Genomic DNA, 26,419 nt, shown 5'->3' with positions numbered 1-26,419 from the left:
GTGGCAGACTGCCGCGCGTGAAGACGATCGGACTCGTGGGCGGCATGAGCTGGGAGAGCAGCGCGGTCTACTACCGCGACCTCAACCTCGGGATGCGGGAGCGTCTCGGCGGCCTGTCGTCGCCGAGGCTGGCGCTGACGACGGTCGACTTCGCGGAGGTCACCCACCTCGAGGACGACGAGCGCTGGGACCAGGTCGGCGTCCTGCTGGCCGACGCCGCCCGCGGCGCCGAGCGCGCCGGTGCGGACTTCCTGCTCCTGTGCACCACGACCTTCCACAAGGTGGCGGGCCAGGTCGAGGAGGCCGTGGACATCCCCGTCCTGCACCTCGCCGACGTCGTCGCGGAGGCCGTGAAGGCGTCCGGGGTCGAGACCGTCGGGCTGATCGGCACGAAGGTCGCGATGTCGGAGTCGTTCTTCGTCGACCGCCTCCGCAGCCACGGCCTCGAGGTGCTGGTCCCCGCGGCTGCGCACCACGACTTCCTCAACGACGCGATCTACGAGGAGCTCGTCCACGGCGTCGTGCTCCCCCGCACCCGCAGCCGCGTCGTGGAGATCATCGAGGAGCTGTGGGACGCCGGCGCCGGCGGCGTGCTGCTCGGCTGCACCGAGCTCGAGCTGCTGGTCAAGCAGGCCGACGTCGAGCTGCCGGTCTTCCCCTGCACCACCCTGCACGTGCAGGCGGCGCTGGACGCGGCGCTGGGCTGAGGCGGGTCTCGATACACCCGCTCGTACCCTCGCTGGCACTCGACCACCTAGGTCAGCGGCTGGGCGAGCGCCGTCGCGAGCCACCGCAGAGCGGTCCACGCCGGTGCGCCCAGGTCGACCTGCCGCGCCCGGGCCGGGAGCGCGACCTCCAGCACCTCGGACCGCGCGCCCTCGGTGCTGGCCAGGAGGTGGCGGCGGGTGGGCGCGACACCCTCGCCCTGGTCCTGGTCGGGGAGGTCCCACGCCTCCTCGGGCTGCCAGCTCGGGAACGCCACCAGGTGGGCGGTCGAGTAGGTGCGCAGCACGACGCCGCCACCCCCGGGGAGGAAGGTCGCGTCGGTGACGAGGCCGGGGGCGCCGCCGACCTCGGTGAGCCGGTTCGGCCGGTCGGGGAGCAGCCGCGGCGGGGCGGCGTACACCGTGCCGGAGAAGACGCCCTTGGTGACGACGAAGAGCCGGCCGGTCAGCGGGTGGCGGACCAGCGCCTCGGCGTCGCGGGGGCCGTCGGGGTAGACGAGCTCGTACGCCTCCGGCGCGACGGAGCGGTCGCCGCGGCCCACCGGCACCCGCAGCACCTCGACCGAGTCGCGGACCCGCCTGTTGTCACCGATGTCGCCGACCCAGACGTGGCCGGGACCGGCGGGGGCGAGGGCCTCGACGTCGACCGGGTCCTCGGGCCAGGACGTCACCCCGACCGTGCGTCCGGTGCCGGGGTCCACCGCGAACACCCGCCCGGAGTCGCCCGAGTCGTTGACGGTCACCACGAGCCCGTCGACCACGGCCAGACCGCTCGACTCCACGATCGCGGGGTCGGCGAAGCGGAACGCCGGGGCGCCCTCGGGACCCGGCGAGCCCGCCGCGGCACCGAGCAGGAAGGGCAGCGCGACGAGGGCACCCACCCCCAGCCGTCGTCCACGCACACCGCCACGGTAGCGAGCAGGGGCCACCCGTCGGGTGGGTGACAGATCAACCACCCGTTTCGTACCGTGGCGGAGGTCTCGGGAAGGGGATGAGGATGTCGCGTCTCGACAAGCAGGCGATCGTGGCTGGTCCGGGGTACAGCAGGTGGCTGATCCCGCCCGCCGCGCTCGCGGTCCACCTGTCCATCGGGCAGGTGTATGCCTTCTCGGTCTTCAAGAACTCCCTCGTGGAGAGCTTCGACACCAGCCTCACGGCGATCGGCTGGGTGTTCTCGCTCTCGATCGTCATGCTCGGCCTGTCCGCCGCCGTGCTGGGCACGTGGGTGGAGCGGTCGGGTCCGCGCAAGGCCATGGTGGCGGCGGCCGCGTGCTGGGGCACCGGATTCCTCATCGGCTCGGCCGGCATCGCCAGCAGCCAGCTCTGGCTGCTCTACCTCGGCTACGGCGTGATCGGCGGCATCGGTCTCGGCATCGGCTACATCTCGCCCGTGTCGACGCTGATCAAGTGGTTCCCCGACCGCCCCGGACTGGCGACCGGCATGGCGATCATGGGCTTCGGCGGCGGCGCGCTCATCGCCTCGCCGCTCTCCAACGCGCTGATGGCGTTCTTCGACGGCGACTTCGTCTCCACCGAGCCGGGGGCGGTCGCCTCGGGCTCGGCGCTCGCCCGCACGTTCCTCACGCTCGGCATCGTCTACACGATCTTCATGCTCATCGGCGCCACGCTCGTGCGGGTGCCGCCCGGGCACGGTGACGACGCCACCGCCGAGCACTCCCCCGGCACCAACGGCGCCCTCGTGCGCGCCTCCCAGGCCATCCGCACCCCGCAGTTCTGGTTCCTCTGGGTCGTGCTGTTCTGCAACGTCACCGCCGGCATCGGCATCCTCGAGCAGGCCGCCCCGATGATCCAGGACTTCTTCCGCGAGAACGGCGACAGCTCGGTCTCGGCCGCGGCCGCCGGCGGCTTCGTCGGCGTGCTGTCGCTGGCCAACATGCTGGGCCGCTTCGTGTGGTCCAGCCTCTCCGACCGCATCGGCCGCAAGCCGACCTACATCATGTATCTCGGCGTCGGTCTCGTCCTCTACCTGCTGCTCGCGCTCTTCGGCAGCTCGAGCACGGCCGTCTTCGTGGCCCTGGCGGCGGTCATCATCTCCTACTACGGCGGCGGCTTCGCGACGGTGCCCGCCTACCTCAAGGACCTGTTCGGGACCCTCGAGGTGGGTGCGATCCACGGCCGGCTGCTCACCGCCTGGGCCGCCGCCGGCGTCGCGGGACCGCTGATCGTCAACGGCATCCTCGACAGCGTGGGCGAGCCGGGCAACCTCGTCGCAGCCGACTACCGGCCCGCCCTCCTGACGATGGTGGGGGTCCTCGCCGTCGGCTTCGTCGCCAACCTGATGATCAGGCCGGTCGCGGAGTCGCACTTCGACACCGACGCCCACGCCGACCACGAGCAACGCTCCAGCAACCGGCAGGAGGCCACTCGATGAGCGCCGACGACACCACCCCGCCCAACGCCTCGACCCCGACCACGACGAGCCCCGTCGTCGTCGCGCTCGCCTGGCTGCTGGTCGGCGTGCCGCTGCTCTACGGCCTGTGGCAGACGCTGGTGAAGGCCTCGGCGCTCTTCACCGGCTGACCCTCGGGACGGCTCACCGCTCGAGCAGCTCGCCCAGCCGCGGGCGTACGCCCCACGTCTGCAGCAGCGCGTCGTACTCGTGCGCCGCGTCGGCCCCGGGCGCGCCCGTGCGGACGGCGCGGAGCAGCGTGTTGCGCGGGGTGTGCGCGCTCTCGACGAACTCCACGACGTCGACGCGGTAGCCCCCGCGACGCAGCAGCGAGGCCCGCAGGGCGTCGGTGAGGGTGTCGGCGAAGCGCTCGCGCAGGATGCCGTGGCGGGTGATCATCGCGTAGGGCTCGGGGACGTCGACGGTGCGCAGCTGCGCGGCGATGTCGTGGTGGCAGCAGGGCGCGGCGAGGACGAGCGACGCCTCCCAGTCGAGCGCCCGGTGCAGGGCGTCGTCGGTGGCGGTGTCGCAGGCGTGCAGGGCCAGCACGACGTCCGGGGCGCGCTCGAGCCGCGCGTCGGCGATCGAACCGACGACGAAATCAGCGTCGATGCCGAGGCCGGCGGCCACCTGCGAGTTGTGGTCGGCCGACTGCTGCTTGACGTCGACGCCGGTCATCCGGACCGGCAGCCGTCGGCTCAGGTGGGCGTGCGCGGCGAAGGTGAGGTAGGCGTTGCCGCAGCCGAGGTCGACGACCCGCAGCGGGTCCTCCGCGGTGGGGGTCCGGACCCGCCCCTGCGCCATCGCCTCGTCGAGGCTGGCGTCGAGGAGCCGCAGGAACTCCTCGACCTGGCGGTACTTGGCCTGCCGGGTGGGCTTCACGCGCCCCTGCGCGTCGCTGATCCCCAGCGCGACGAGCACCGGGTCGTCCTCGGCGAGCAACCGGTCCTTGGCGCGGTCGTGCTCACGCGACACCTCGACCGCCTCGGAGCGCGCGGACGTGTGGACCAGGGGCGTGCCCTTCTTCGTCACGCGCACCTGGTGGGTCGCCGTGGTCGTGTCGACGTGCCAGTTGGCGAACGGCTGGGCCAGCAGCGCGTCGACGGCCCGCTCCGCCGCCTCGCCCAGCGGGTGGTTAGCCGTGTGCGCCTGGGTCGCGTCGTACGACACGACCTGCAGGTGGCGCCCTGCCCGGAGGTCCACGACCCGGATCTCCACCCGACGCACCTCGCGGCCCTCGACCACCGGGACCGGCTGTCCCTTGCGGCGCCCGGACGCGAGCGCGCGCACGAGCCCGTCGGCGTCCAGGACGGCCGTGCGGAGCAGGTCGGTCTCGGCCGAGCTCACAGGACCGCGGCGAGCACGACGACGAGGATCAGGGCCCCCAGCGCCACCGGGATCACGAGACGGCGGTGGCGAGGGTTCATGGCTCCATCCTAGGCGGGCGTGCCCGCGCACCCGGTGGTCGAGTGACCGACCCCACCGCTGGCCGCGTGGTCGCGAGAAGCGAGCGGGCGTATCGACACCTCGACCATCGCCGCTGGTCGAGTGTCCCGCGAGGAACGAGCGGGCGTATCGAGACCCACCTCATGTTCTCCCCGTGCTCCACGGGGTCGAAGCGAGCCGCGAAACCACCCTGTTGACGACCGCCACGCTGTCGGAGGAACCGTCTAGAATCGAACACATGATCGAAGCGCTGGCAAGCTCGGGACGCGATCAGGCGGATGCCCTCACCGCCGCCGACCTGCTCGCCTCGATCCGCACCTCGCGACAGGCCGAGAACGCCGAAGCCGCACGTCAGCTCGACCTGGCCGCCCGGTGGGCCGACCTCCACCCGCCGGAGTCGATCCACTCCGCGGCGTCGTTCTCCGTGCCGGGGTGTGAGCACGAAGAGCCCATCGCGGGTCCGGGTACGCCGCTCGTGGCGGAGTTCTGCATCGCGGAGCTCGGTGCGGTGCTCGGGATGTCCACCACGGCCGCGAAGCGACTCGTAGGGCACGCCCTCGAGCTGCGCCACCGCCTCCCGCGACTCCATGCCGGAGTCCAGTCCGGGTCGGTACCGGCGTGGCGGGCGCGGTCAGTCGCGGAGACCACGATCCACTCCTCACCTCCGTTGACGGTCGAGGCCGCAGCCTTCGTCGACACCCAGGTCGCCGCCGTCGCGGGACGCGTCGGGCCCGCCCAGCTCGACCGGCTCGTGGCCGAGGCGATCAAGCGGTACGACCTCGCCGACGCCGACCCGACCGACGACCCGGAGGACGGGTGGCACCACGTCGACCCCCGCCACGCCACCCTCAACTCCGAGGACGTCCACTACGCCGGCACGATGCGGTTCGAGGCCGAGCTCAACATTGCCGACGCTCTCGACCTGGACCGGGCACTGGCCCACGGTGCCGCGACGATGAAGGCCCTCGGGTCGGAGGCGTCCCTCGCCGTCCGCCGCTCCGCCGCCCTCGGCGACCTCGCCCGCACCCAGACCGCCCTCGACCTGTTCGCCCTAGGTGGTCGAGCAGCCTGCGCCACTGATGAAGGTGGTCGAGTAGCCCGCGAGGGACGAGCGGGCGTATCGAGACCCGACCTCCCGCATGCCCGCGAGGTCGTCCTCCACGCCCACTTCAACGCCAGCCCGACCCCGGCCGGCCCGATCCTCGACCAGACCGGTCGCCTCGAGGAAGGCCAGCGCCTGGTCCTGCTCGACGAAGTCAAGGACTGGTGCACCGACACCCGGACCAAGGTCACCATCCGCCCGGTCATCGACCTGAACGCCGAACTCACCACTCCGGCCTACGAACCCACCACCCGCATCCGCGAAGCCGTCATCCTGCGCGACAAGACGTGCGTGTTCCCGTGGTGCACCCGATCCGCCCGCCGCTGCGACCTCGACCACGTCGTCCCATTCGACGCCGGCGGACCCACCTCCACCTCGAACCTTGCACCCCTGTGCCGCACCCACCACCGCCTCAAGACCCACAGCTCCTGGCACTACGACACCACCGCACCCGGGACATACGACTGGACCTCACCCCACGGCCACCGCTTCCGACGCGACCCCACCGGAACCCAGCCGATCGACGACGAGCCGCCCGGCATCCCGCGACCCCGCCGACGATGACCCCGCCTCGCACCCCGCCGCAGCGTCACCCGGCGGGGACACAGGCATGTCAGGATCGCGCTGATCGCAGCAGATCCGGGCGTCACGGTCGACGCTCCTTCAAGGCGACAACGTTGGCTACGAGCTAGATCCAGCCGAGGGCTGCGAACGTGCTCCTGGCAAAGTCGCCGATGATGGGCTGGTCGAGTTCGCCGCGTGCGAACCAGCGCACCTGGTCGACCTCGTCGCCGTCGGGTGACACGGTCGCTTCGGGAGCGAGGCGCGCGCTGTAGATGATGCTGACGTAGGCGCACTGGTCGCCGTTGGGGTAGGTGACGCGGAATTGCGGGCCGCCGATGGCGCCGACAAGGCCAGTGAGTTCGACGTCGGCCCCGATTTCCTCCCGAGCCTCACGACGCGCTGCGTCCTCAGGTGCCTCGTCCTCGTCTACCGCGCCACCGATGGTGCCGTACGTCCCGAAGTCAGTCTGGCGGACTAGCAGGACGCGATCGTCGTCTACGGGCAGGACCGCAACGGAGGGAAGCAGGAGCAGGTCCTTCCCCACCTTGGCGCGCAGTCGGGCTATGTGTGGCGCAGCCGGCATGAATTGACTCTAGAGCCTGCAAAGCAGGCAAGCGGACGCGCCCGCCGCGATGACGCGGATCACGAGCAACCGGATCTCGGCAGATCCGGTGAAGCTGATCGCGGCAGATCCGGACATTCAGGTCCTACGACGGTCGGGGTCGTCGCGGGTTCTCGACGCCCTCGACGCCGCGTTCCAAGTGGACGCTTGTTCAGGCGCCCGCGGATCGACGAGTGCTCGCCGATCTCGACACCCATGGTTGCTCGACAAAACCCCTTCGTCACCGACGCGGCGCCCGTGTGAGGGTGGCCCCGTGGCCGACGACGAGGTGCTGAACAGGGCGGCGGAGGTCAACGAGCAGTTCCGCCGGATCGAGCTGACCGACGTGACGGTGACCCGCCCGGCGGGAGCGCACACCTCGACCGTGCACGCATTCCTGCGTCACCTCCGGGACCAGGGTCTCGCATGCGTCCCTGAGCCGCTCTCGTTGGCGGGCGGCACCGAGACGCTCCGGTTCATCGAGGGCGAGAGCGGCGGGGACGGGTGGAAGCACCAGCACGACGAGCGGGGGCTGCGCTCGGCGGCGCGCCTGCTGCGGCGCATCCACGACGCGTCGGCGGACTGGGTGCCGCCCGACGACGCGATCTTCGCCGCGCCCCCCACCGGACGCACCGAGGTGTTCGCCCACGGTGACCCCGGTCCGTGGAACTTCGTGTGGCGGGAAGGCGAGGCCGTGGCGCTCATCGACTGGGACTTCCTGCACCCCGCGCCGAGGCTCAGCGACGTGGCGTACGCGCTCCACTGGTTCGCGCCGTTCCGGGACGACCGGGCGGCGATCGAGTGGCACCACTTCCCGCAGGTGCCCGACCGGCGTGCACGCGCCGGGGCGTTCCTCGATTCGTACGGCATGGCAGCGCACGTCGACGTCGTCGACGCCGTCGTCGAGCGCATCCGCTACACCAGCGAGCACGCCCGCTTCCTCGCCGACCAGGGGCAGGAGCCGCAGAGGACGTGGGTCGCCGAGGGCAGCGTGGAGAGGGAGCGGCGCGCCGAGGTCGCCTGGATCGAGGCCAACCGGGAGCTGCTCGCCGGCTGACTCGTCACCAGTGCTCGAGCGACCCCCGGAACACGGTCGCGAGGTCGTCCTCCGTGACGTCGACCGGGGCGGTCGCGAGCAGCCGCTGCTGCTTGAGCGCACCCTCGACGAGGTCGTCGACGTCGCCCGCGCCGAAGCCGAGCTCGGCCAGGCCGCTGGGCAGCCCCACGTCGCGCATCAGCCGGCGCAGGACCGTCGGCAGCGGCTCGCCCGTGCCGCCGAGCAGCTCGGCGGCGCGACGGTGGCGCTCGGGCGCGGCGTCGTGGAGGAACGCGAACGCCGCGGGCGCGGTCATCACGACGGCCATCCCGTGCGGGACGATCGGCTCGTCGTCGGGGTAGCCGGCCGGCCGGTAGTCCCGCACCCGACCGGCGATCGGGTACGCGCAGGCGTGCGGCACGTGAACCCCGGCGTTGCCGAAGCCGAGGCCGGCGAAGGTCGCGGCCAGTGCCATCTGCTCGCGCGCCTCGGCGTCCGACCCGTCGTGCACGGCCCGGCGGAACGACCCGGCGAGCAGGGAGAGCGACTTCTCCGCCCACATGTCGGCGATCGGGTTGGCCCCGCAGTAGGGGACGCGCTGCTCGGGCTGCTTGGCGTCGAAGTCGGCGAACCACCGGGCGGTCCAGCTCTCGAGGGCGTGGCACAGGATGTCCATGCCCGCCGAGGCGGTGACCATGGCCGGCTGCGTCATCGTCAGGTCGGGGTCGACCACGGCGAGCGTGGGACGGAGCCGTGCGTGCGAGATGCCGGTCTTCACCTTGAGCGCCAGCACGTCGAGGACGCAGATGGTGGTCGACTCGGCGCCGGTGCCGGTGGTCGTGGGCACGGCCACCAGGGGCAGCAGCGGCCGCTCGGGCGTACGGCCACCGCCCACGGGCGCGTTGACGTAGTCCATCAGCCCGCCCTCGTTGGTGAGGAGCAGGTCGACCGCCTTCGCGGTGTCGATGGACGAGCCCCCGCCGACGGCGACGACCGCGTCGAAGGGCCCGGCGTCGCGGGCGAAGGCGATGGCCTCCTCCAGCGAGGCGTCGGTGGGCTCGACCCGGGACCGGGCGAACACGACGACCTCGAGCCCGCGGGAGCGGATGCCGTCGGCGACCCGGTCGGGCTGACCGGTCGCCGCGACGCCCGGGTCGGTGACGAGCAGCACCCGCCGGGCCTCGCCCCGGCACAGCTGCTGGACGTCCCAGCCGATCTCGTCGCTGGCGCCGCGCCCGAACTTGAGCCCCGGCGCGGCGTAGGTGAACACGGACTCAAGCACGGAGCACCCCCAGGGCGTGGACGACCAGATCGAGGACGGGGACGTCGCCCGAGGCGACGTCGGCGACCGGGACCCACGCCACGGCGTCGGTGGTGCCGTCCTGCTCGACCACGGACGGCTCGCCGTCGGCGACGACGGCCGCATGGACCAGGTGCACGCCGTGGTAGTCCTCGAGTCGTCCGGAGGGTGCCGTGCCGGAGAAGTGGGTGTCGTGCACCCCGAGGAGGGCGCCGACCTCGCACGCGAGCCCGCACTCCTCCTCCACCTCGCGGGCCAGCGCGACGGCCGGGTGCTCGCCGTGGTCGACGCCGCCACCCGGCAGCGTCCACCGTCCCGGGTGCGCGGCGGTCGGCGACAGCCGGGTCAGCAGCACCTCGTCGACGCCGTCGCGGCGCCGGGTCACGAGGGCGTACGCCGCCACCCGCTGCTTGCGGAACGGCTGGTGGTCGGCGAGCGCCTCCAGCACCACCGAGGAGACCGGCACTGCCCCGGACTCGACGTCCGCGACGGGGCGCCACGCCGCCTCGACCGTGGACCCGTCCACCTCGAGGACCCGCGGCGCCGGGGAGTCGGGCGCGACCCATCCCTCGTAGACGAGGCGGATCGCGTGGGCGTCGACGAGCTGCCCGTCGCGCGGGGTGCGCGGCATGTGGGCGCTGTAGACGCGGGCCCGGTCACCCACCGCGGCGTGCAGGCCGGCCTCCTCGTGCACCTCGCGGATGAGGGCGTCGCGCGGGTCCTCGCCGTGGTCGACCCCACCCCCAGGAAGGGTCCACAGCTCGCTGCGCGAGATCCGCGGCGCGAGCCGGCTCAGCAGGATCTCGACCCGCCCGCCGCGCTCGCGGAGGATGACGGCGTACGCTGCCACGCGCTGCCGTCTCGGAAGGGAGCCCATGCCCCCAACCTAGTGAAGTACGGTGAGCGCCGTGTCCCCCGCGTCCAGAGATCCGTGGCTCGACAACGTCAAGATGGTCCTGGTCACGCTCGTCGTCGTCGGGCACGCGATCGGCCTCGTCGAGGAGACGGCGGGCAGCCACTGGGTCTACGACTTCATCTATCTCTGGCACATCCCGGCGTTCGTCTTCGTGAGCGGCTACCTGTCGAAGTCGTTCGAGTGGGACCGCCGCCGGATGAAGAGCCTGGTCTACACCCTCGCGATCCCCTACCTGCTCTTCGAGCCCGCCCTGTTCTACTACCGCCGCGAGGTCGTGGGCGAGGCCGTCGAGTACCCGCTGTGGATCGAGCCGCACTGGACGATGTGGTACCTCATCGTCCTGCTGATGTGGCGCCTCATCACGCCGATCCTCAAGAGCCACTGGCTCTTCCTGCCGCTCTCGGTGATCGTCAGCCTCGCCGGCGGCCTGTGGGACACCGACGCGCTGATGATCCCGCGCTTCCTCGGCCTGCTGCCCTTCTTCGTGCTCGGCCTGCACCTCAAGCCGCGCCACCTCAAGCACCTCGACGACGTGTGGGTGCGGGTCGCGGCCGTGCCGATGCTCGTCGGCATCGGCGTGATGGCCGCCTACACCGACGCCTGGGCCGAGACGGCCCTGCTCTGGTACGACACCGGCTACTCCGAGATCCCGATCGACAACGAGATCGTCTTCCAGACGCGGCTCACCGTGATGGCCGTGGGTCTCCTCGGCGCCTTCTCGGCGATGTCGCTCGTGCCGCGTCGCAACCTCGGGTGGTTCACCACGATGGGCACGGCGACGATGGTCGTCTACCTCTTCCACGGGTTCGTCATCAAGACCGTGAAGGCGGCCGGCTGGCCGGACTTCACCGCCGCGCACCCGTGGACCGGTCTGGTCGTCACCGTCCTCGGCGCGATCGTCCTCGCGCTGGTCCTGGCCACCCCACCCGTACGCCGGGTGCTGGAGCCGTTCACCAACCCCCTCGGCTGGCTGGAGGGTCGACGCGACGCCCGCCGGCCGAAGGACGACGCCTCGAGCTCGACCCCCAGGTCGGCCTGAGGGCCGCGGGGCCCCGTCAGCTGAAGGGCGGCCTCGCGTCGCGGGCCATCGACCGGCGACCCGCCCACCGCCACACCCGGGCCGCACGGTCGCGGTCGGCGTCGTCGACCAGGTTGCCCATCCAGCGCAGGGCCAGCGTCATGAGCCAGTCCGAGCGCATCCCGGCGGGACCGAGGGCCGCGACGACCTTCGGCTGCGTGGCGATGCCCGCCAGCCTGCGCGCGATCGAGAACGACTCGCCGTAGTGCTCGACGAGGGTGCTGCGCCAGGCCTCGCCGAGCCCCGCGCCGGACGCGATGTGCTCGGCGACGAACCGGCCCGTCTCGAGCCCGTAGTCGATGCCCTCGCCGTTGAGCGGGTTCACGCAGGCCGCGGCGTCGCCGATCAGGGCCCAGTTGGGGCCCGCGACGTTGCTCACCGCGCCCCCCATGGGCAGCAGCGCCGACGTCGGCATGCGGAGCTCCCCCGAGAGGCCGAAGTCGCCCCCGATGGCGTCGGCGTAGGTCTGCATCAGCGGCTTGATAGCCACCTCGGCGGGACGCCGGCTGGTGGCCAGCGTGCCGGCGCCGAGGTTCACCGTGCCGTTGCCCAGCGGGAAGATCCAGCCGTAGCCCGACACCAGCTCGCCCTGCTCGTCGCGCAGCTCGAGGTGGGAGCTGATCCACGGGTCGTCCGACATCTCGGAGTCGACGTAGGAGCGGCCGGCGACGGCGTACACCGTGTCGCGGTGCCACTCCCGGCCCAGCACCTTGCCCAGCGGCGAGCGCACGCCGTCGGCGACGACGAGCCAGCGGCAGGCGATCTCGACCTCCTCGCCGGGCCGCGCGGCGTCGAGACCGCGGAAGGCGACCGCCGCGACGCGCTCGCCCTCGCGGCGCACGCCCACCGCCCGGGCGCCGTCGAGCGCGGTCGCACCGCTCTTGATCGCGACGGTGCGCAGGTGGTCGTCGAGCTCGGTGCGGGCGACGGCCGAGCCCCAGTCCGGCAGCGAGCCCCCCGGCCAGGGCAGGAGCAGCGTCTGATCGAACCCGTGGGCCCGCAGGCCCTGGTTGACGGTGTGCGCGCGCAGCCAGTCCTCGAGCCCGAGCCGCTGCATCTCACCGATCGCGCGGGGGGTCAGTCCGTCACCGCAGGTCTTGTCCCGCGGGAAGGTCGCCGCATCGGCGAGCACGACGTCGAGGCCGGCACGGGCGGCCCAGGCGGCCGCGGCCGACCCGGCGGGGCCGGCACCGACGACGAGCACGTCGGTCGAGGTGGGGATCGTCACGCGGGAATTCTCCCCCGCCGCCCCAGCAGCCGCGACACCGCCGTCCCCGCGACCGCGTCAGCCGCGGAACGGGCGGTGCGACACCAGGTGCACCGACGTGCTGCGGCACCCGGTCGTGGCGTGCGGCACGAGCTGGGAGCGGGTGGAGTCGGGCACGTAGACGCGGAACCCGTCGACGGGGGCGGGGCGGCACGCGCCGCGCGGGTAGTTCTCCGCGACGGTCTCGTCCACGCGGCTCAGGGCACGCTCGCCGGGCTCCAGCAGCACCCGTCCCGCCCGACCCGGCTCGCGGTCGGCGGCCGCGCCGACCTGCGTCCCGTCACCACCCCCCACGTAGGACAGGCCGCCGTAGCCCTGCACGACGCACGTCCGGTCGCTCGTGTTGCGCAGCCGGACCACCCCGTAGCGGTGCCCCGCCCCCGCGCCGCGCGGGCGGTAGTCGGCGTGCAGGTCGGCGTTCGTGCACTCCGGGACCGCGGACGCGGCCCGCGACGTGCCGGCCGGTGCGGTGCTGGTCGACGCGGTGCTCGCCCCGGTCGACAGGTGCAGGGAGGCCACCAGCGCGACGGCACAGAGGCCGAGCATCGCCAGCATCGAGCGGTGCCACACGGATCGGACCATGGATCCAGTGTGCGTCGTGCGAGGTGGCGGCCCAAGGAGACGGCCTGCAGGCTGGGGCTCGCGCGCTGGGGCTCGTATGCACACGGGTCGATCTCGGTACGCACAACGCCCGCCCTCGCGAGCGAGGGCGGGCGTTGGTGCTACTCGATCTGGTTCCGCATCACCAGAGCTTCGCTTCGCTCAGTTCTGGTAGGAACCAAAGTCGAAGTCGTCCAGCGCGACGGCCTGCGACGACGGACCGAAGTCGTAGTCGTAGGAGTCGTAGCCGGTGACCGAGTAGGCCGCGGCACGCGCCTCCTCGGTCGGCTCCACGCGGATGTTGCGGTAACGCTCCAGGCCGGTGCCGGCCGGGATGAGCTTGCCGATGATCACGTTCTCCTTCAGGCCACGGAGGCTGTCGGAGCGGCCGTTGATCGCGGCGTCGGTGAGGACCCGGGTGGTCTCCTGGAAGGAGGCCGCCGAGAGCCACGACTCCGTCGCGAGCGAGGCCTTCGTGATGCCCATGAGGACCGGGCGGCCCGAGGCCGGCTTGCCGCCCTCGGAGACCACGCGACGGTTCTCCTCCTCGAACCGCACCCGGTCGACCAGGTCGGACGGGAGCAGGTTGGTGTCACCGGACTCGATGACCGTCACGCGGCGCAGCATCTGCCGCACGATGATCTCGATGTGCTTGTCGTGGATCGCCACGCCCTGCGACCGGTAGACCTCCTGGACCTCGTCCACGAGGTGCTCCTGGGCCTTGCGGACACCGAGGATGCGCAGGACGTCCTGCGGGTCAGGCGTACCGGAGGTGATGTGGTGACCCACCTCGATGTGGTCGCCGTCCTCGACGTTGAGGCGCGAGCGCTTCGACACCGGGATCTCCTGGACCTCGGAGCCGTCGTCGGGGGTGACAACGACGACGCGCGCCTTGTCGGTCTCCTCGATCTTCACGCGACCCGAGGACTCCGAGATCGGCGTACGACCCTTGGGCGAGCGGGCCTCGAAGAGCTCGACCACACGGGGCAGACCCTGCGTGATGTCGTCCGCGGAGGCCACACCGCCGGTGTGGAACGTGCGCATGGTCAGCTGCGTGCCGGGCTCACCGATGGACTGGGCGGCGATGATGCCGACCGCCTCACCGATGTCGACCAGCTTGCCGGTGGCCAGCGAGCGGCCGTAGCACTTGGCGCAGGTGCCGGTGCGGGCGTCGCAGGTCAGGACCGAGCGGACCTTGACCTCGGTGACGCCGGCGGCGACGAGCTCACCGATCTTGACGTCTCCCAGGTCCTCGCCGGCGGCGGCGAGGACCTCGCCGGTCTCCGGGTGGGTGATCTCGACGGCGGAGGCCCGGGCGTACGCCGAGGTCTCCACGTGCTCGTCGTCGATCCGCTTGGGCAGGCCGCGCTCGGTGCCGCAGTCGTCCTCACGGATGATGACGTCCTGCGAGACGTCCACCAGACGACGGGTGAGGTAGCCCGAGTCGGCGGTGCGCAGAGCGGTGTCGGCCAGGCCCTTGCGGGCACCGTGGGTGGCGATGAAGTACTCGAGGACGGTGAGGCCCTCGCGGAAGTTCGCCTTGATCGGGCGCGGGATGATCTCGCCCTTCGGGTTGGCCACCAGACCACGCATGGCCGCGACCTGCCGGATCTGGTTCATGTTCCCGGAGGCACCCGAGTCGACCATCATGTAGATCGGGTTCTTGCGGTCGAAGTTGGCCTCCATCGCACGACCGACCTCGGCAGCAGCCTGGGTCCACAGCTCGATGAGCTCCTGACGACGCTCGTCGTCGGTCATCACACCGCGCTCGTAGTTCTTCTGGACCTTCTCGGCCTGCGCCTCGTAGCGGCCCAGGATCTCGGCCTTGCTGTCGGGGGTGGTGACGTCGTCGATCGAGACGGTCACACCCGAGCGCGTGGCCCAGTGGAAGCCGGCGTCCTTGAGGGCGTCGAGCGAGGCCGCGACCTGCACCTTGGTGTAGCGCTCGGCCAGGTCGTTGACGATCGCGCCGAGGCGCTTCTTGCCGACCTCCTCGTTGACGAACGGGTAGTCCGCCGGGAGCGTGTCGTTGAAGTGCACGCGGCCGAGGGTGGTCTCGAGCTGGATCGCGGTCCGGTCCTCCCAGTCGGCGCCGAGCTCGAGGTCGAGCGGCGGCACCACGTCGGTGAGGCGGATGCTGATCTTGCTCTGCAGCGTGATCTCGCGACGGTCGAAGGCCATGATCGCCTCGGCCGGGCTGGAGAACACGCGACCCTCGCCGGGCTCACCGTCGCGGTCGGAGGTGAGCCAGAACAGGCCGATGATCATGTCCTGCGAGGGCATGGTCACCGGACGGCCGTCCGACGGCTTGAGGATGTTGTTGGTCGACAGCATCAGGATGCGGGCCTCGGCCTGCGCCTCCGCGGACAGCGGGAGGTGGACGGCCATCTGGTCACCGTCGAAGTCGGCGTTGAACGCGCCGCACACGAGCGGGTGGATCTGGATGGCCTTGCCCTCGATCAGCTGCGGCTCGAAGGCCTGGATGCCGAGGCGGTGCAGGGTGGGCGCGCGGTTGAGCAGCACGGGGTGCTCGGTGATGACCTCTTCGAGGACGTCCCACACGACCGGGCGGGCGCGCTCGACCATCCGCTTGGCGGACTTGATGTTCTGTGCGTGCGACAGGTCGACGAGGCGCTTCATCACGAACGGCTTGAACAGCTCGAGCGCCATCTGCTTGGGCAGACCGCACTGGTGCAGCTTGAGCTGCGGGCCCGAGACGATGACCGAACGGCCCGAGTAGTCCACGCGCTTGCCGAGGAGGTTCTGGCGGAAGCGACCCTGCTTGCCCTTGAGCATGTCGGACAGCGACTTCAGCGGCCGGTTGCCCGGGCCGGTGACGGGACGACCACGACGGCCGTTGTCGAAAAGGCTGTCGACGGCCTCCTGCAGCATCCGCTTCTCGTTGTTGACGATGATCTCGGGGGCACCGAGGTCGAGCAGTCGCTTGAGGCGGTTGTTGCGGTTGATGACGCGGCGGTAGAGGTCGTTGAGGTCGGAGGTGGCGAAGCGGCCACCGTCGAGCTGGACCATCGGGCGCAGGTCCGGCGGGATCACCGGGACGGCGTCGAGCACCATGCCGATGGGCTGGTTGCCGGTCTTGCGGAACGCGTCGACGACCTTGAGGCGCTTGAGGGCGCGGACCTTGCGCTGGCCCTTGCCGTTGGCGATCGTGTCGCGCAGCGACTCGACCTCGGCCTCGATGTCGAAGTCCTGGAGGCGCTTCTGGATCGCCGTGGCGCCCATGTGGCCCTCGAAGTACTTGCCGAACCAGGTCTTCATCTCGCGGTAGAGCAACTCGTCGCCGAGCAGGTCCTGGACCTTGAGGTTCTTGAAGGTGTCCCAGACCTCCTCGAGGCGTGCGATCTCACGGTTCGCACGGTCGCGGAGCTGGTTCATCTCGCGGTCGGCACCGTCGCGCACCTTGCGCTTGGCGTCGGCCTTGGCACCCTCGGCCTCGAGGGTGGCGAGGTCCTCCTCGAGCTTCTTGGCGCGATCCTCCACGGAGGTGTCGCGACGCTTCTCGAGACGCTCGCGCTCGAGGCCGACCTTGTTCTCCAACGACTCCTGGTCGCGGTGACGGGCGTCCTCGTCGACCGAGGTGATCATGTAGGCGGCGAAGTAGATGACCTTCTCGAGGTCCTTCGGCGCCAGGTCCAGCAGGTAGCCCAGGCGCGACGGGACGCCCTTGAAGTACCAGATGTGGGTCACGGGGGCGGCGAGCTCGATGTGGCCCATGCGCTCGCGACGCACCTTGGAGCGGGTCACCTCGACGCCGCAGCGCTCACAGATGATGCCCTTGAAGCGCACGCGCTTGTACTTGCCGCAGTAGCACTCCCAGTCCCGGGTGGGACCGAAGATCTTCTCGCAGAAGAGGCCGTCACGCTCGGGCTTGAGCGTGCGGTAGTTGATGGTCTCCGGCTTCTTGACCTCGCCGTGGCTCCACGTGCGGATGTCGTCCGCGGTGGCCAGGCCGATCTGAAGCTGGTCGAAGAAGTTCACGTCGAGCACGGTGGCTGATGTCCTTCGTTAGTACGTGGAAAGGTGAGCTGGGGACTGAGGGAGGTGCGCCGGCCGGGGCCGGCGCACCTGCTCGCTCAGACTTCTTCGACGGAGCTGGGCTCGCGGCGGGACAGGTCGATGCCGAGCTCCTCGGCCGCGCGGAAGACGTCTTCCTCGGCGTCCTTGAGCTCGATCTGCGAACCGTCCTGCGACAGGACCTCCACGTTGAGGCAGAGGGACTGCATCTCCTTGACGAGCACCTTGAACGACTCGGGGATGCCGGAGTCGGGGATGTTCTCGCCCTTGACGATGGCCTCGTAGACCTTCACGCGGCCCGGCACGTCGTCGGACTTGATCGTCAGCAGCTCCTGGAGGGCGTACGCGGCGCCGTAGGCCTCCATCGCCCAGACCTCCATCTCGCCGAACCGCTGGCCACCGAACTGGGCCTTTCCGCCCAGCGGCTGCTGCGTGATCATCGAGTAGGGGCCGGTCGAGCGAGCGTGGATCTTGTCGTCGACGAGGTGGTGCAGCTTGAGGATGTACATGTAGCCGACCGCCACCGGCTCCGGGAACGGCTCACCCGAGCGACCGTCGAAGAGGTTGGCCTTGCCGTCCTCCTTGACCATGCGCTCACCGTCGCGGTTGGGCAGCGTGGAGCCGAGCAGGCCGGTGATCTCGTCCTCGCGGGCACCGTCGAACACCGGGGTCGCGACCTTGGTGTCGGGGTCGGCCTTGTCGGCGCCGATGGCGATGAGGCGCTTCTTCCAGTCCGACTCGCCCTGCTCGCCGGAGAGGTTGAGGTCCCAGCCCTGCTTGGCGAGCCAGCCGAGGTGCAGCTCGAGGATCTGGCCGATGTTCATACGACGCGGCACACCCAGCGGGTTGAGCACGACGTCGACCGGGGTGCCGTCCTCCATGAACGGCATGTCCTCGATCGGCAGGATCTTGGCGATGACGCCCTTGTTGCCGTGGCGACCGGCGAGCTTGTCGCCCACCGAGATCTTGCGCTTCTGGGCGACGTAGACGCGGACGAGCTGGTTGACGCCCGGGGGCAGGTCGTCGCCGTCCTCGCGGTCGAAGACGCGCACGCCGATGACCGTGCCGGACTCACCGTGGGGCACCTTCATCGAGGTGTCGCGCACCTCGCGCGCCTTCTCGCCGAAGATCGCGCGGAGCAGGCGCTCCTCGGGGGTCAGCTCGGTCTCGCCCTTGGGCGTGACCTTGCCGACGAGGATGTCACCGGTGGTGACCTCGGCGCCGATGCGGATGATGCCGCGCTCGTCGAGGTCGGCCAGGCCCTCCTCGGAGACGTTGGGGATGTCCCGCGTGATCTCCTCGGGGCCGAGCTTGGTGTCACGGGCGTCGACCTCGTGCTCCTCGATGTGGATCGAGGTGAGGATGTCCTCCTGCACCAGGCGCTGGCTGAGGATGATCGCATCCTCGTAGTTGTGGCCCTGCCACGGCATGAAGGCGACGAGCAGGTTGGTGCCCAGCGCCATCTCGGCGTCGTCGGTGCAGGGACCGTCGGCGATCGGCGTGCCGACCTCGAGGCGGTCACCGGCCTTGACCAGCGGACGCTGGTTGATGCAGGTGCCCTGGTTGGAGCGACGGAACTTGGCCAGCTTGTAGGTCTGGTAGGTGCCGTCGTCGTTCATCGTCTCGATGGCGTCGGCGGACACCTCCTTCACCACGCCCGCGTTGTCGGCGACGACCACGTCACCGGCGTCGACGGCGGCGCGGTACTCCATGCCGGTGCCGACGAGCGGGCTGTCGCTGGTGATCAGCGGGACGGCCTGACGCTGCATGTTGGCGCCCATGAGCGCGCGGTTGGCGTCGTCGTGCTCGAGGAACGGGATCAGGGCCGTCGCGACCGACACCATCTGGCGCGGCGAGACGTCCATGTAGTCGACCTCTTCGGCCAGGATCGCGTCGACCTCGCCGTTCTTCTGGCGGACCAGGACGCGCTCCTCGACGAACTTCATCTTCGCGTCGAGCGGCGCGTTGGCCTGCGCGATGACGTAGCGGTCCTCGTCGTCGGCGGTCAGGTAGTCGATCTCGTCGGTGACGACACCCTTGACCACGCGGCGGTAGGGGGTCTCGACGAAGCCGAACGGGTTGATCCGACCGTAGGAGGCCAGCGAGCCGATCAGGCCGATGTTGGGGCCTTCAGGGGTCTCGATGGGGCACATGCGGCCGTAGTGCGACGGGTGGACGTCACGGACCTCCATGCCCGCGCGGTCACGGGACAGACCACCGGGACCGAGCGCCGAGAGGCGACGCTTGTGTGTCAGGCCGGCGATCGGGTTGGTCTGGTCCATGAACTGCGAGAGCTGCGAGGTGCCGAAGAACTCCTTCAGCGCCGCGACCACGGGACGGATGTTGATCAGGGACTGCGGCGTGATGGCCTCGACGTCCTGGGTCGTCATCCGCTCGCGGACCACGCGCTCCATGCGGGCCAGGCCCGTGCGGAGCTGGTTCTGGATGAGCTCGCCGACCGTGCGCATGCGGCGGTTGCCGAAGTGGTCGATGTCATCGGCCTGGACCTTGACGGGCGCACCGTCGGGGCCCTCGACGACGTTGCCGGCAGCGTCGACCAGGTCAGGAGCCTCGACCTGGACACCCGCGGCGTGCAGCTGCACGACGTAGCGGATGGCGGCCACGACGTCGTCGATGGTCAGCGTCTGCTGGTCGAACGCCTCGTGGAGGCCGAGCTTCTTGTTGATCTTGTAGCGGCCGACCTTCGCCAGGTCGTAGCGCTTGGGGTTGAAGTAGTAGTTGTTGAGCAGCGTCTGCGCGGCCTCGGCCGTCGGCGGCTCGCCCGGGCGCAGCTTGCGGTAGATGTCGAGCAGCGCGAGGCGGGTGACCTCGTCGTTGACCTGCTCGGCGGTCGGGGCCTCGCCCCGCGCCTTCTTCTGCAGCTCCTCGTGGACGACCTCGTAGCGGACGCTGTCCTTCTCGAGGGTCAGCATCATGGACTCGTACTGACCGAACTCCTCGCGGATCTGGTCGGTGGTCCAGCCGAGCGCCTTGAGCAGGACGGTGACGTTCTGCTTGCGCTTGCGGTCCAGGCGCACGCCGACGAGGTCGCGCTTGTCGATCTCGAACTCGAGCCAGGCGCCGCGGCTCGGGATCAGCTTGGCGGTGAAGATGTCCTTGTCGGACGTCTTGTCCGGGCTCGACTCGAAGTAGACGCCCGGCGAGCGGACGAGCTGCGACACGACGACGCGCTCGGTGCCGTTGATGATGAAGGTGCCCTTGCGGGTCATCATGGGGAAGTCGCCCATGAAGACCGTCTGGCCCTTGATCTCACCGGTCTCGTGGTTCATGAACTCGGCCGAGACGTAGAGCGGGCGGGAGTAGGTGAAGTCCTTCTCCTTGCACTCCTCCTCGGTGTACTTCTCGTCCAGGAAGACGGGGTTGTCGAAGGAGAGCATCATCGTCTCGGAGAAGTCCTCGATCGGGGAGATCTCCTCGAAGATCTCCTGCAGACCGGTCTTCTCGGAGACGTCCTCACCGGCGGCCCGACGGGCTGCCACCTCCTCCTCCCAGCGCTCTCCACCGACGAGCCAGTCAAAGCTGCTCGTCTGGAGCGAGATGAGGGGGGGAACCTCGAGAGGTTCGGTGATCTTTGCGAAAGAGGTGCGACGGTGGTTACCAGCGGAGCTGCGCGCGGCCAAGAGTTGTCCTCACAAATGATCAAGTGATCTCGGCGCCGGCCGACCACCGCAACAGCCGTCCGGAAGGCGTCGGGCATCTGAGGGCAGGCGCAAGGAGCCACGATAGCGCATGTGAGGACGCGCTTCAAACGCGGGATCGATTCTCCGGAGGAGAGCTCCACGCGTTGGCCATGACTATGAACGCCGCAGCCCCACCGGTCAAGCAGAACGCGCCGATACCGCCCCGACGGGCTACCTCCGGGGCCGGCCCGGGGCTAGCCCTGCGCGGGGGAGGTGACGAGGTCGTCGACCAGCCACTCCCCGTCGACCCGCTGCATCGAGACCGTCACCTGGTCCTTGTAGACCACCGGCTCGGCGCTGAGCTTGTTGGTCGTCGGACGGTCCACGAAGACGAGCACCTGCACCCGGTCCTCGCTCGCCCGCACGATCCCCGACGCGACCACCGAGGCGCTCACGCGGGTCCTCGTCCCGGGGGCGTTCTCCTCCAGCACGGCGAAGAGCTTGTCGTACTCGGCGCGGTACCTCCCCGTCATCAGGGCCTGCGCGGCCTGCTGGTCGGCCTCGAGGTGCTCGTAGTCGTAGGAGAGGACGGGCACCACCGCGCGCTCGGCCGCCACCTGCGCGGCCCGCGCCGGCGACTCCCCGGCCCCGGCCCCGGCGGCGCCGGTCGTCCACGTCCACGCGGTCGCCGCGACGAGGCCCGCGGCCAGGACGCCGAGGCCGGCGAGGAGCCAGCCGGGCACCCCGCGCGTTCCGGCGGGCGTGGGTCGCCCGCCCGCCTCGACGGGCTCCGGGGCCGGGTCGGGCTCCGGGTCCGTCCCGGGACCCTCGGGGTCAGGCAGGCCGGCGTCGTACGCCGCACGCGCGGCCGGGTCGAGCAGCACCCGGGCTGCCCGGTTGAGGGCGTCGAAGCGCCGGTCCGCGGGGTCGAGGTCGGCGATCTGGGCCTTCCACGCCGCCCGCACCTGCGGGTGCGAGGCGTCGCGCGGCACGTCGAGCAGGTCGTACCAGGTGGGTGCGTCGCTCACGGCGCACTCCCCTCGTCGCCCTGGGTGTCGCCCTGGGTGTCGCCCTGGGTGTCGCCCTGGGTGTCGCCCCCGGGCTGCTCGGGTGCGCTCACGGGGGTGAAGTCGTCGACGAGCCACTCCCCCTCGATCCGCACGAGGTCGACGGCGAAGCGGAACGGCAGCGGCTCCTGGTCGACGGTCCGCGCCTCGGCCCCCTCGCCCTGGCGGTAGCTGTCGCTGAAGGCGCCGGCGACGAGCACCCGGGCCGAGTCGTCGTCGATCGACGACACGGCGGTGGCGAACACGTCGGCGGTGCGGGTGATGCCCCCCTGGGCGACGAGCTGCTCGGCGGTCGCGACCTCCTTGTCGAAGTCGGCGGCGAACGTCGGCGTGATCACCTCGCGCACCTGCTCGCGGTAGGCCGGCATCTGCCCCGCGTCGTCGATCATGTCGGGGCTGTAGGTGCCGAGCCGCTTGACGAACTGGTCGGTCAGGCTCATCGCCTCCTCGCGCTCGGCGGGCAGCTCGAGGCCCCCCTCGGCCGAGGCCCGGCCACCGAGCGTCGACCAGACGAGCAGCGCGACGCAGGCGACCACGACGAGGCCGAGCACGGCGGCCAGGAGCGCGCGCCACCGCGGCGCTCGCGCTGGCGTACCGGTCCGCGCCGCGGCGCGAGCAGCCTGCCCGGCGGGGGCTCGTTCGGTCATGACAGGCACGGTGTCCCCTCCCTGGGAGCGTCGCGGCCCCTCCCTCACGGGGCCTGCTGGTTCAACGACCGGTCGTCGGCGACGTCACGCCCCCTGCGAGCAGCGGCTGGAGGTAGAGCCACTTCCAGCTGTCGTCGCCGAGGGTGCGCGGCGCCGGCGCAGACCGACCGAGGAGGCGCTGGATCTCGTCCGGGTCCGTGGCGAGGACGCCGGTCTCGGGGTCGTACGCGAGGTCTGCCTGCCCCCACCCCGTGGCGGCGCGCGGCGACTGGATGTTCTGGGCGCCGCGGGCGTTGGTCTGCGACGCGGGTGCGGTGCAGCCCGCGTCCTCGTCCATCGGCACGGTGCTGCCGTCGAGCGGCGACCGCCGGTCGGTGCCCTCGTAGCCCTGGAGGCAGACCTTCGGGTCCATCGTCAGGACGAGGCCGAAGTGCGCGTCGTAGAGGCCGGTGCCGGGCGACTTCGAGACGACCGTGAAGCCGCCCTCCACGACGTAGGGGTAGATGACGAGCAGCTGCTCGATGCCGTCGAGGTGCGTGACCACGACCTCGCCCGTGGTGACCAGGTTGTTGATCAGGTCGCCCAGCTCGACCTCGTTCTGCTCGAGGAAGACCCGCAGCTCGTCCGCGCCGAGCGAGCCGTCCTCGATGAGGGCGCGCAGGTCCGCGTCGTGGTCCGCCACCGTCGTGGTGAACGACGACAGGTCGCGGGCGAACCGCCGGAAGGCGCTCTCGGAGTCGACCTGCCCGTCGAGCACGGTGTTGGCGTCGCGGATCAGGTCGACGGTGACGTCGAAGTTCTGGTCGGCGGCGGTGATGAGCTCGTTGCTGCTGTCGAGGATCGTCTGGAGGTCGCCGCCGGCGCCCTCGAACGCCGTCCCGAGCTCGGAGGTGACCGTGCGCAGGTCGTCCTGGTCGACGCTGCGGACGGTCTCGTCGAGGTGGGTGAGCAGCGTGTCGGTGCGGATCGGGACCGCGGTGCGGTCGCGGGCGATCTCGGAGCCCTCGCGGAGGTAGGGCCCGTCGTCGCTGCGAGGCTGGAGCTCGACGTACTGCTCGCCCACCGCCGAGCGGTTGCCGACGACGGCGTCCGCGTCGGCGGGGATGTCCTCGTGCTCGTCGTCGATGTCGAGGACCAGATCGACCCCGTCGTCGGTGAGCACGAGCTCGCGCACCTCGCCGACGCGGACCCCCCGGTAGGACACCTCGGCGCCGGCGAAGGCGCCGCCGGACTCGGCGAAGTGCGCGACGACCGTGTAGGCCTGGTCGCTGACGAGCCGGTCGAGGCGCGCGTACCGGGCGCCGACGAAGCTCACGCCGACGAGGGTGATGAGCGCGAAGACGAGCAGCTGGACGCGTGTACGACGGGTGATCATCGCTCCACCACCATCCCGGGAACGAGCAGCGACACCAGCGCCGGGTCGTACATCTCGCTGAGCTGGCCCATCGTCGCTCCCTTCGCCGGGTCGGGCGGACCCGGTGGTCTCGCCGAGGGGTACGCCGCGGCGCGGGGCAGGCCGGGGATCGAGATCGTCGGCAGGGACGGGATCGGGAGGGTGGGCAGCGTGGGCGTGGGCAGCGGCAGCGTCGGGGTCCCGGAGCCGCCGCACAGGCCCGGGACGGGGAACTGCTGGCAGACCACGCTGATGACGGAGCCGGGCAGGCCGACGCACGCCGTGACGTCGCCGCGACGCAGGCCCTCGAGGCACTGGTTGATCGCGTCGAGCGCGTCCTGGCACAGCCGGCTGGTGTCGGGCAGCGGGCCGTCCTGGGGCAGCGCGCTCAGCGGGATGCACGCCTCGGTGGGCAGGGTCGTCGGGATGGTCGTCGGCAGGGCCGTCAGGTCGACGTCGAGGGTGATCGACAGGTTCGTGTAGTCACCCATGTGCAGGTTCCGCGCGACCTGCGGGTCCCGCCCGACGACCTCGTCGACGAACGGGTAGGTGAGGAACACGTGGAAGGCGTTGACGAAGTCGTCGCCGGACGCGGCGAGCTGGCTGAGGACGGGGTCGAGCCGCTCCAGGGAGGTGATCGTCGCGCCCTTGGACCGCACGATCACGTCGACGGCCACCGCGGACAGGTCGTCGAGCGCCGCCAGCATCCGTACGAGGTCGTCGCGCTGCCGGTCGATCGACTCGAGCGCACTGGGCAGCTCGTCGAGGGCCTGGTCGATGGTGGGCAGCTGCTTCTCGGCCTCGATCGCCAGCCGGTTGAGCTTCTCGATGGCCTCGACGATGTCCGCCTTGTTCTCGTCGAGCTGGCCGGTGAAGGTGCGCAGGTTGCGCAGCACCGACCGCGCCGAGTCCTCGCGGCCCTCGAGCGCGAGGTTCAGCTCCTGGGTGATGGTCCTCAGCTGGGCGACGCCGCCGCCGTTGAGCAGGAGGCTCAGCGCGCCGAGCACCTCCTCGACCTCGGGGTTGCGGCCGGCGCGGTCGATCGGGATGGTGTCGCCGTCCCCGAGCGGGTTGGCGCTCGCGCCCTGCTCGGGAGCACTCAGCTCGACGAACTTCTCCCCGAGCAGGCTGGTCTGGCGCAGCTCGGCGAGCGCGTTGTCGGGCAGGTCGACGTCGCGCCGCACCTGCATCGTCACGAGCGCCTGGTAGCCCTGAAGGTCGATGTCGGTCACCTTGCCGACGCTCACGTCGTTGACCTTGACCGTCGACTGCGGGACCAGGTCGAGCACGTCGCCGAACTCCACCTTCACCGTCATCGGGCGCTCCCCCACGTCGGGCCCGCCGGGCAGCGGCAGGGAGTAGACGCTGGCGTCGCACGCGGAGAGGAACATCGCGGCGAGCACGCCGAGGACGAGGCAGTGCAGGCGCTTCACCTCGACACCTCCTGGGGTGGGGGTGCCACCAGGCCACCCAGGGTCGGGTCGAAGACCTCGCGGGCGGGCAGTGTGGCCCGCGAGCCGAGCGCGCCCGCGCGGGGACGGTCGAGCAGTCGTGTGATCTGGTCGCAGAGCTGGCCCGAGCGCTCGACCTGGCCGACGAAACCGCACAGGAAGGCGGCGGGGTCGAGCTCGAGCTGGTTGATCGACTCGCCGAAGTTGCTGCGCACGTCCAGCGTCCCTGCCTGCGGGTTGTAGGTCATCGCGAGGTTGTTGAGGGCCCCCGGAGCGACGTGCAGGATCTCGTCGAGGGCCGCGCGCTGGCGTACGAGCACCTTGGCCACGCGGTTGAGGCCGGTGATGTTGCGACTGAGGGAGTCCTTGTTCTCCTGCACGAACTCCTTGACCGCCGTCAGGGCCACGGAGAGGTTCTCCGTCGCGGCGACCAGCTCCTCCTTCTCACCGTCGAGCATCGTCGAGACGTCGGCGAGGGACTGGTTGAACTGGCGGACGGTCTGGTCGTTCTCGGCGAGGGTGGACATGAAGCCCTCCAGGGCCTCGACCGAGCCGAACAGCTCGTCGGAGCTGCCCGCGAGGGTCGAGCTGAGCCGGGAGACGTCGGTGACGGTCTGGCGGAAGCGCCCGCCCTGGCCGTCGAAGTTGTCGGCCGTGACGGCGAGCAGGTCCGACAGCGCACCCGAGCGGTTCGCGCCGCGAGGGCCGAGGGCGACGTTGAGCCGGTCGAGGCTGTCGTAGATCTGGTCGAGCTCGAGGGGCGCCGACGTCTCGTCGACGCCGAGCTCGGCACCGTCGGCGAGCACGTCGCCCTTCCCGGAGTACGCCGGGGTGAGCTGGACGTAGCGGTTGCCCACGAGCGACGGCGCGATGATGACGGCCCTGGCGTTCGCGGGCAGCGTGACCTCGTCGTCGTAGGTCATGGTGACCGTCACGTCGGTGCCCGTCGGCTCGACGCGGGTGACGGTTCCGACAGGCACGCCCAGCACCCGGACGTCGCTGCCCTCGTAGACCGAGATGGCCCGTGGGAAGTGCGCGACGACCGTCTTGCCGGTGTCGCCGCCGAGCACGCTGACGGCCGCCGCGACGACGAACGCCAGCACGGTGGCGGGGACGAGGGTGCGCCTGAGGAGGTCCATG

At 70.9% G+C, this 26,419-nt stretch carries 20 protein-coding genes; 6 read left to right on the top strand and 14 right to left on the bottom strand.

The genetic code is table 11. The features are described 5' to 3' along the window. The first annotated feature begins 17 nt into the window (after positions 1-17). On the top strand, positions 18-707 hold the full coding sequence (locus F4692_RS10770) for an aspartate/glutamate racemase family protein (RefSeq protein ID WP_179619646.1): 690 nt from the start codon (positions 18-20) through the stop codon (positions 705-707). 47 nt (positions 708-754) lie between these two features. Here F4692_RS10770 and F4692_RS10765 read toward each other — a convergent pair whose 3' ends face one another. Then, on the bottom strand, positions 755-1,627 hold the full coding sequence (locus tag F4692_RS10765; protein WP_179619645.1) for an esterase-like activity of phytase family protein: 873 nt from the start codon (positions 1,625-1,627) through the stop codon (positions 755-757). A gap of 95 nt (positions 1,628-1,722) precedes the next feature. Between F4692_RS10765 and F4692_RS10760 the strand changes: the two genes are divergently transcribed. Continuing rightward, positions 1,723-3,117: an OFA family MFS transporter gene (locus F4692_RS10760; protein WP_257029747.1), complete on the top strand. Its 1,395-nt coding sequence runs from the start codon at positions 1,723-1,725 to the stop codon at positions 3,115-3,117. Then, entirely contained in the window at positions 3,114-3,266 is a 153-nt protein-coding gene (locus F4692_RS10755; protein WP_179619643.1) for an MFS transporter small subunit, read from the top strand. Before F4692_RS10760 ends, F4692_RS10755 begins: the two co-directional genes overlap by 4 nt. 13 nt (positions 3,267-3,279) lie before the next feature. On the opposite strand, the gene F4692_RS10750 is transcribed toward F4692_RS10755, so the two are convergent. Further along, positions 3,280-4,482, bottom strand: coding sequence for a class I SAM-dependent methyltransferase (locus F4692_RS10750; protein WP_179619642.1), 1,203 nt, complete (start codon positions 4,480-4,482; stop codon positions 3,280-3,282). A gap of 337 nt (positions 4,483-4,819) precedes the next feature. Here F4692_RS10750 and F4692_RS10745 point away from each other — a divergent pair, with 337 nt between their 5' ends. Then, a complete protein-coding gene (locus F4692_RS10745) occupies positions 4,820-6,247 on the top strand; it encodes an HNH endonuclease signature motif containing protein (RefSeq protein ID WP_179619641.1) in 1,428 nt (475 codons plus the stop codon). A 124-nt stretch (positions 6,248-6,371) separates the two neighbouring features. On the opposite strand, the gene F4692_RS10740 is transcribed toward F4692_RS10745, so the two are convergent. Beyond that, the gene (locus F4692_RS10740) at positions 6,372-6,830 is read right to left on the bottom strand and encodes an NUDIX domain-containing protein (protein ID WP_179619640.1); all 459 of its coding nucleotides are present in this window, start codon (positions 6,828-6,830) and stop codon (positions 6,372-6,374) included. A 292-nt stretch (positions 6,831-7,122) separates the two neighbouring features. Here F4692_RS10740 and F4692_RS10735 point away from each other — a divergent pair, with 292 nt between their 5' ends. After that, positions 7,123-7,905 carry an aminoglycoside phosphotransferase family protein gene (locus F4692_RS10735; RefSeq protein ID WP_218858393.1) on the top strand — a complete coding sequence of 261 codons (783 nt, stop codon included), beginning with the start codon at positions 7,123-7,125 and terminating at the stop codon, positions 7,903-7,905. A 4-nt stretch (positions 7,906-7,909) separates the two neighbouring features. On the opposite strand, the gene F4692_RS10730 is transcribed toward F4692_RS10735, so the two are convergent. Both F4692_RS10730 and F4692_RS10725 read right to left on the bottom strand, forming a co-directional pair. Beyond that, positions 7,910-9,166, bottom strand: coding sequence for a hydroxyacid-oxoacid transhydrogenase (locus F4692_RS10730; RefSeq protein ID WP_179619083.1), 1,257 nt, complete (start codon positions 9,164-9,166; stop codon positions 7,910-7,912). Next, positions 9,159-10,034, bottom strand: a complete 876-nt coding sequence (locus F4692_RS10725) for an NUDIX domain-containing protein (RefSeq protein WP_179619638.1) — start codon at positions 10,032-10,034, stop codon at positions 9,159-9,161. Before F4692_RS10725 ends, F4692_RS10730 begins: the two co-directional genes overlap by 8 nt. 58 nt (positions 10,035-10,092) lie before the next feature. On the opposite strand from F4692_RS10725, the gene F4692_RS10720 reads away from it, so the two are divergent. Further along, positions 10,093-11,139, top strand: coding sequence for an acyltransferase family protein (locus F4692_RS10720; RefSeq protein ID WP_179619637.1), 1,047 nt, complete (start codon positions 10,093-10,095; stop codon positions 11,137-11,139). Positions 11,140-11,155: 16 nt separating this feature from the next. Here the strand turns inward: F4692_RS10720 and F4692_RS10715 are convergent, their stop codons facing one another. The 9 genes from F4692_RS10715 to F4692_RS10675 all read right to left on the bottom strand — a co-directional run bounded on the left by F4692_RS10715 (position 11,156) and on the right by F4692_RS10675 (position 26,418). Beyond that, a complete protein-coding gene (locus tag F4692_RS10715; protein WP_179619636.1) occupies positions 11,156-12,406 on the bottom strand; it encodes a geranylgeranyl reductase family protein in 1,251 nt (416 codons plus the stop codon). 57 nt (positions 12,407-12,463) lie between these two features. Then, positions 12,464-13,027 (bottom strand): DUF4232 domain-containing protein, encoded by a 564-nt coding sequence (locus F4692_RS10710; protein WP_179619635.1) that lies wholly within the window; start codon positions 13,025-13,027, stop codon positions 12,464-12,466. A 180-nt stretch (positions 13,028-13,207) separates the two neighbouring features. Further along, positions 13,208-17,053 carry a DNA-directed RNA polymerase subunit beta' gene (locus F4692_RS10705; protein ID WP_179619634.1) on the bottom strand — a complete coding sequence of 1,282 codons (3,846 nt, stop codon included), beginning with the start codon at positions 17,051-17,053 and terminating at the stop codon, positions 13,208-13,210. A gap of 86 nt (positions 17,054-17,139) precedes the next feature. Continuing rightward, positions 17,140-20,721: a DNA-directed RNA polymerase subunit beta gene (gene rpoB / locus F4692_RS10700; protein ID WP_179619633.1), complete on the bottom strand. Its 3,582-nt coding sequence runs from the start codon at positions 20,719-20,721 to the stop codon at positions 17,140-17,142. Positions 20,722-20,975: 254 nt separating this feature from the next. Further along, positions 20,976-21,749, bottom strand: coding sequence for a J domain-containing protein (locus F4692_RS10695; protein ID WP_179619632.1), 774 nt, complete (start codon positions 21,747-21,749; stop codon positions 20,976-20,978). Further along, positions 21,746-22,435, bottom strand: coding sequence for a hypothetical protein (locus F4692_RS10690; RefSeq protein ID WP_179619631.1), 690 nt, complete (start codon positions 22,433-22,435; stop codon positions 21,746-21,748). Before F4692_RS10690 ends, F4692_RS10695 begins: the two co-directional genes overlap by 4 nt. Positions 22,436-22,496: 61 nt before the next feature. After that, positions 22,497-23,810, bottom strand: a complete 1,314-nt coding sequence (locus F4692_RS10685; protein WP_179619630.1) for an MCE family protein — start codon at positions 23,808-23,810, stop codon at positions 22,497-22,499. Continuing rightward, the gene (locus F4692_RS10680) at positions 23,807-25,261 is read right to left on the bottom strand and encodes an MCE family protein (protein WP_179619629.1); all 1,455 of its coding nucleotides are present in this window, start codon (positions 25,259-25,261) and stop codon (positions 23,807-23,809) included. Before F4692_RS10680 ends, F4692_RS10685 begins: the two co-directional genes overlap by 4 nt. Next, positions 25,258-26,418, bottom strand: coding sequence for an MCE family protein (locus tag F4692_RS10675; RefSeq protein ID WP_179619628.1), 1,161 nt, complete (start codon positions 26,416-26,418; stop codon positions 25,258-25,260). The genes F4692_RS10680 and F4692_RS10675 overlap by 4 nt, the downstream gene beginning before the upstream one ends. Between the last annotated feature and the right edge of the window lies 1 nt (position 26,419).

It is taken from the genome of Nocardioides cavernae, from assembly GCF_013410035.1.
In the GTDB taxonomy this organism is placed as follows: domain Bacteria; phylum Actinomycetota; class Actinomycetes; order Propionibacteriales; family Nocardioidaceae; genus Nocardioides; species Nocardioides cavernae_A.
The sequence above is the reverse complement of the archived record's forward strand: the minus strand, read 5'-3'. Positions and strand labels throughout refer to the sequence as shown.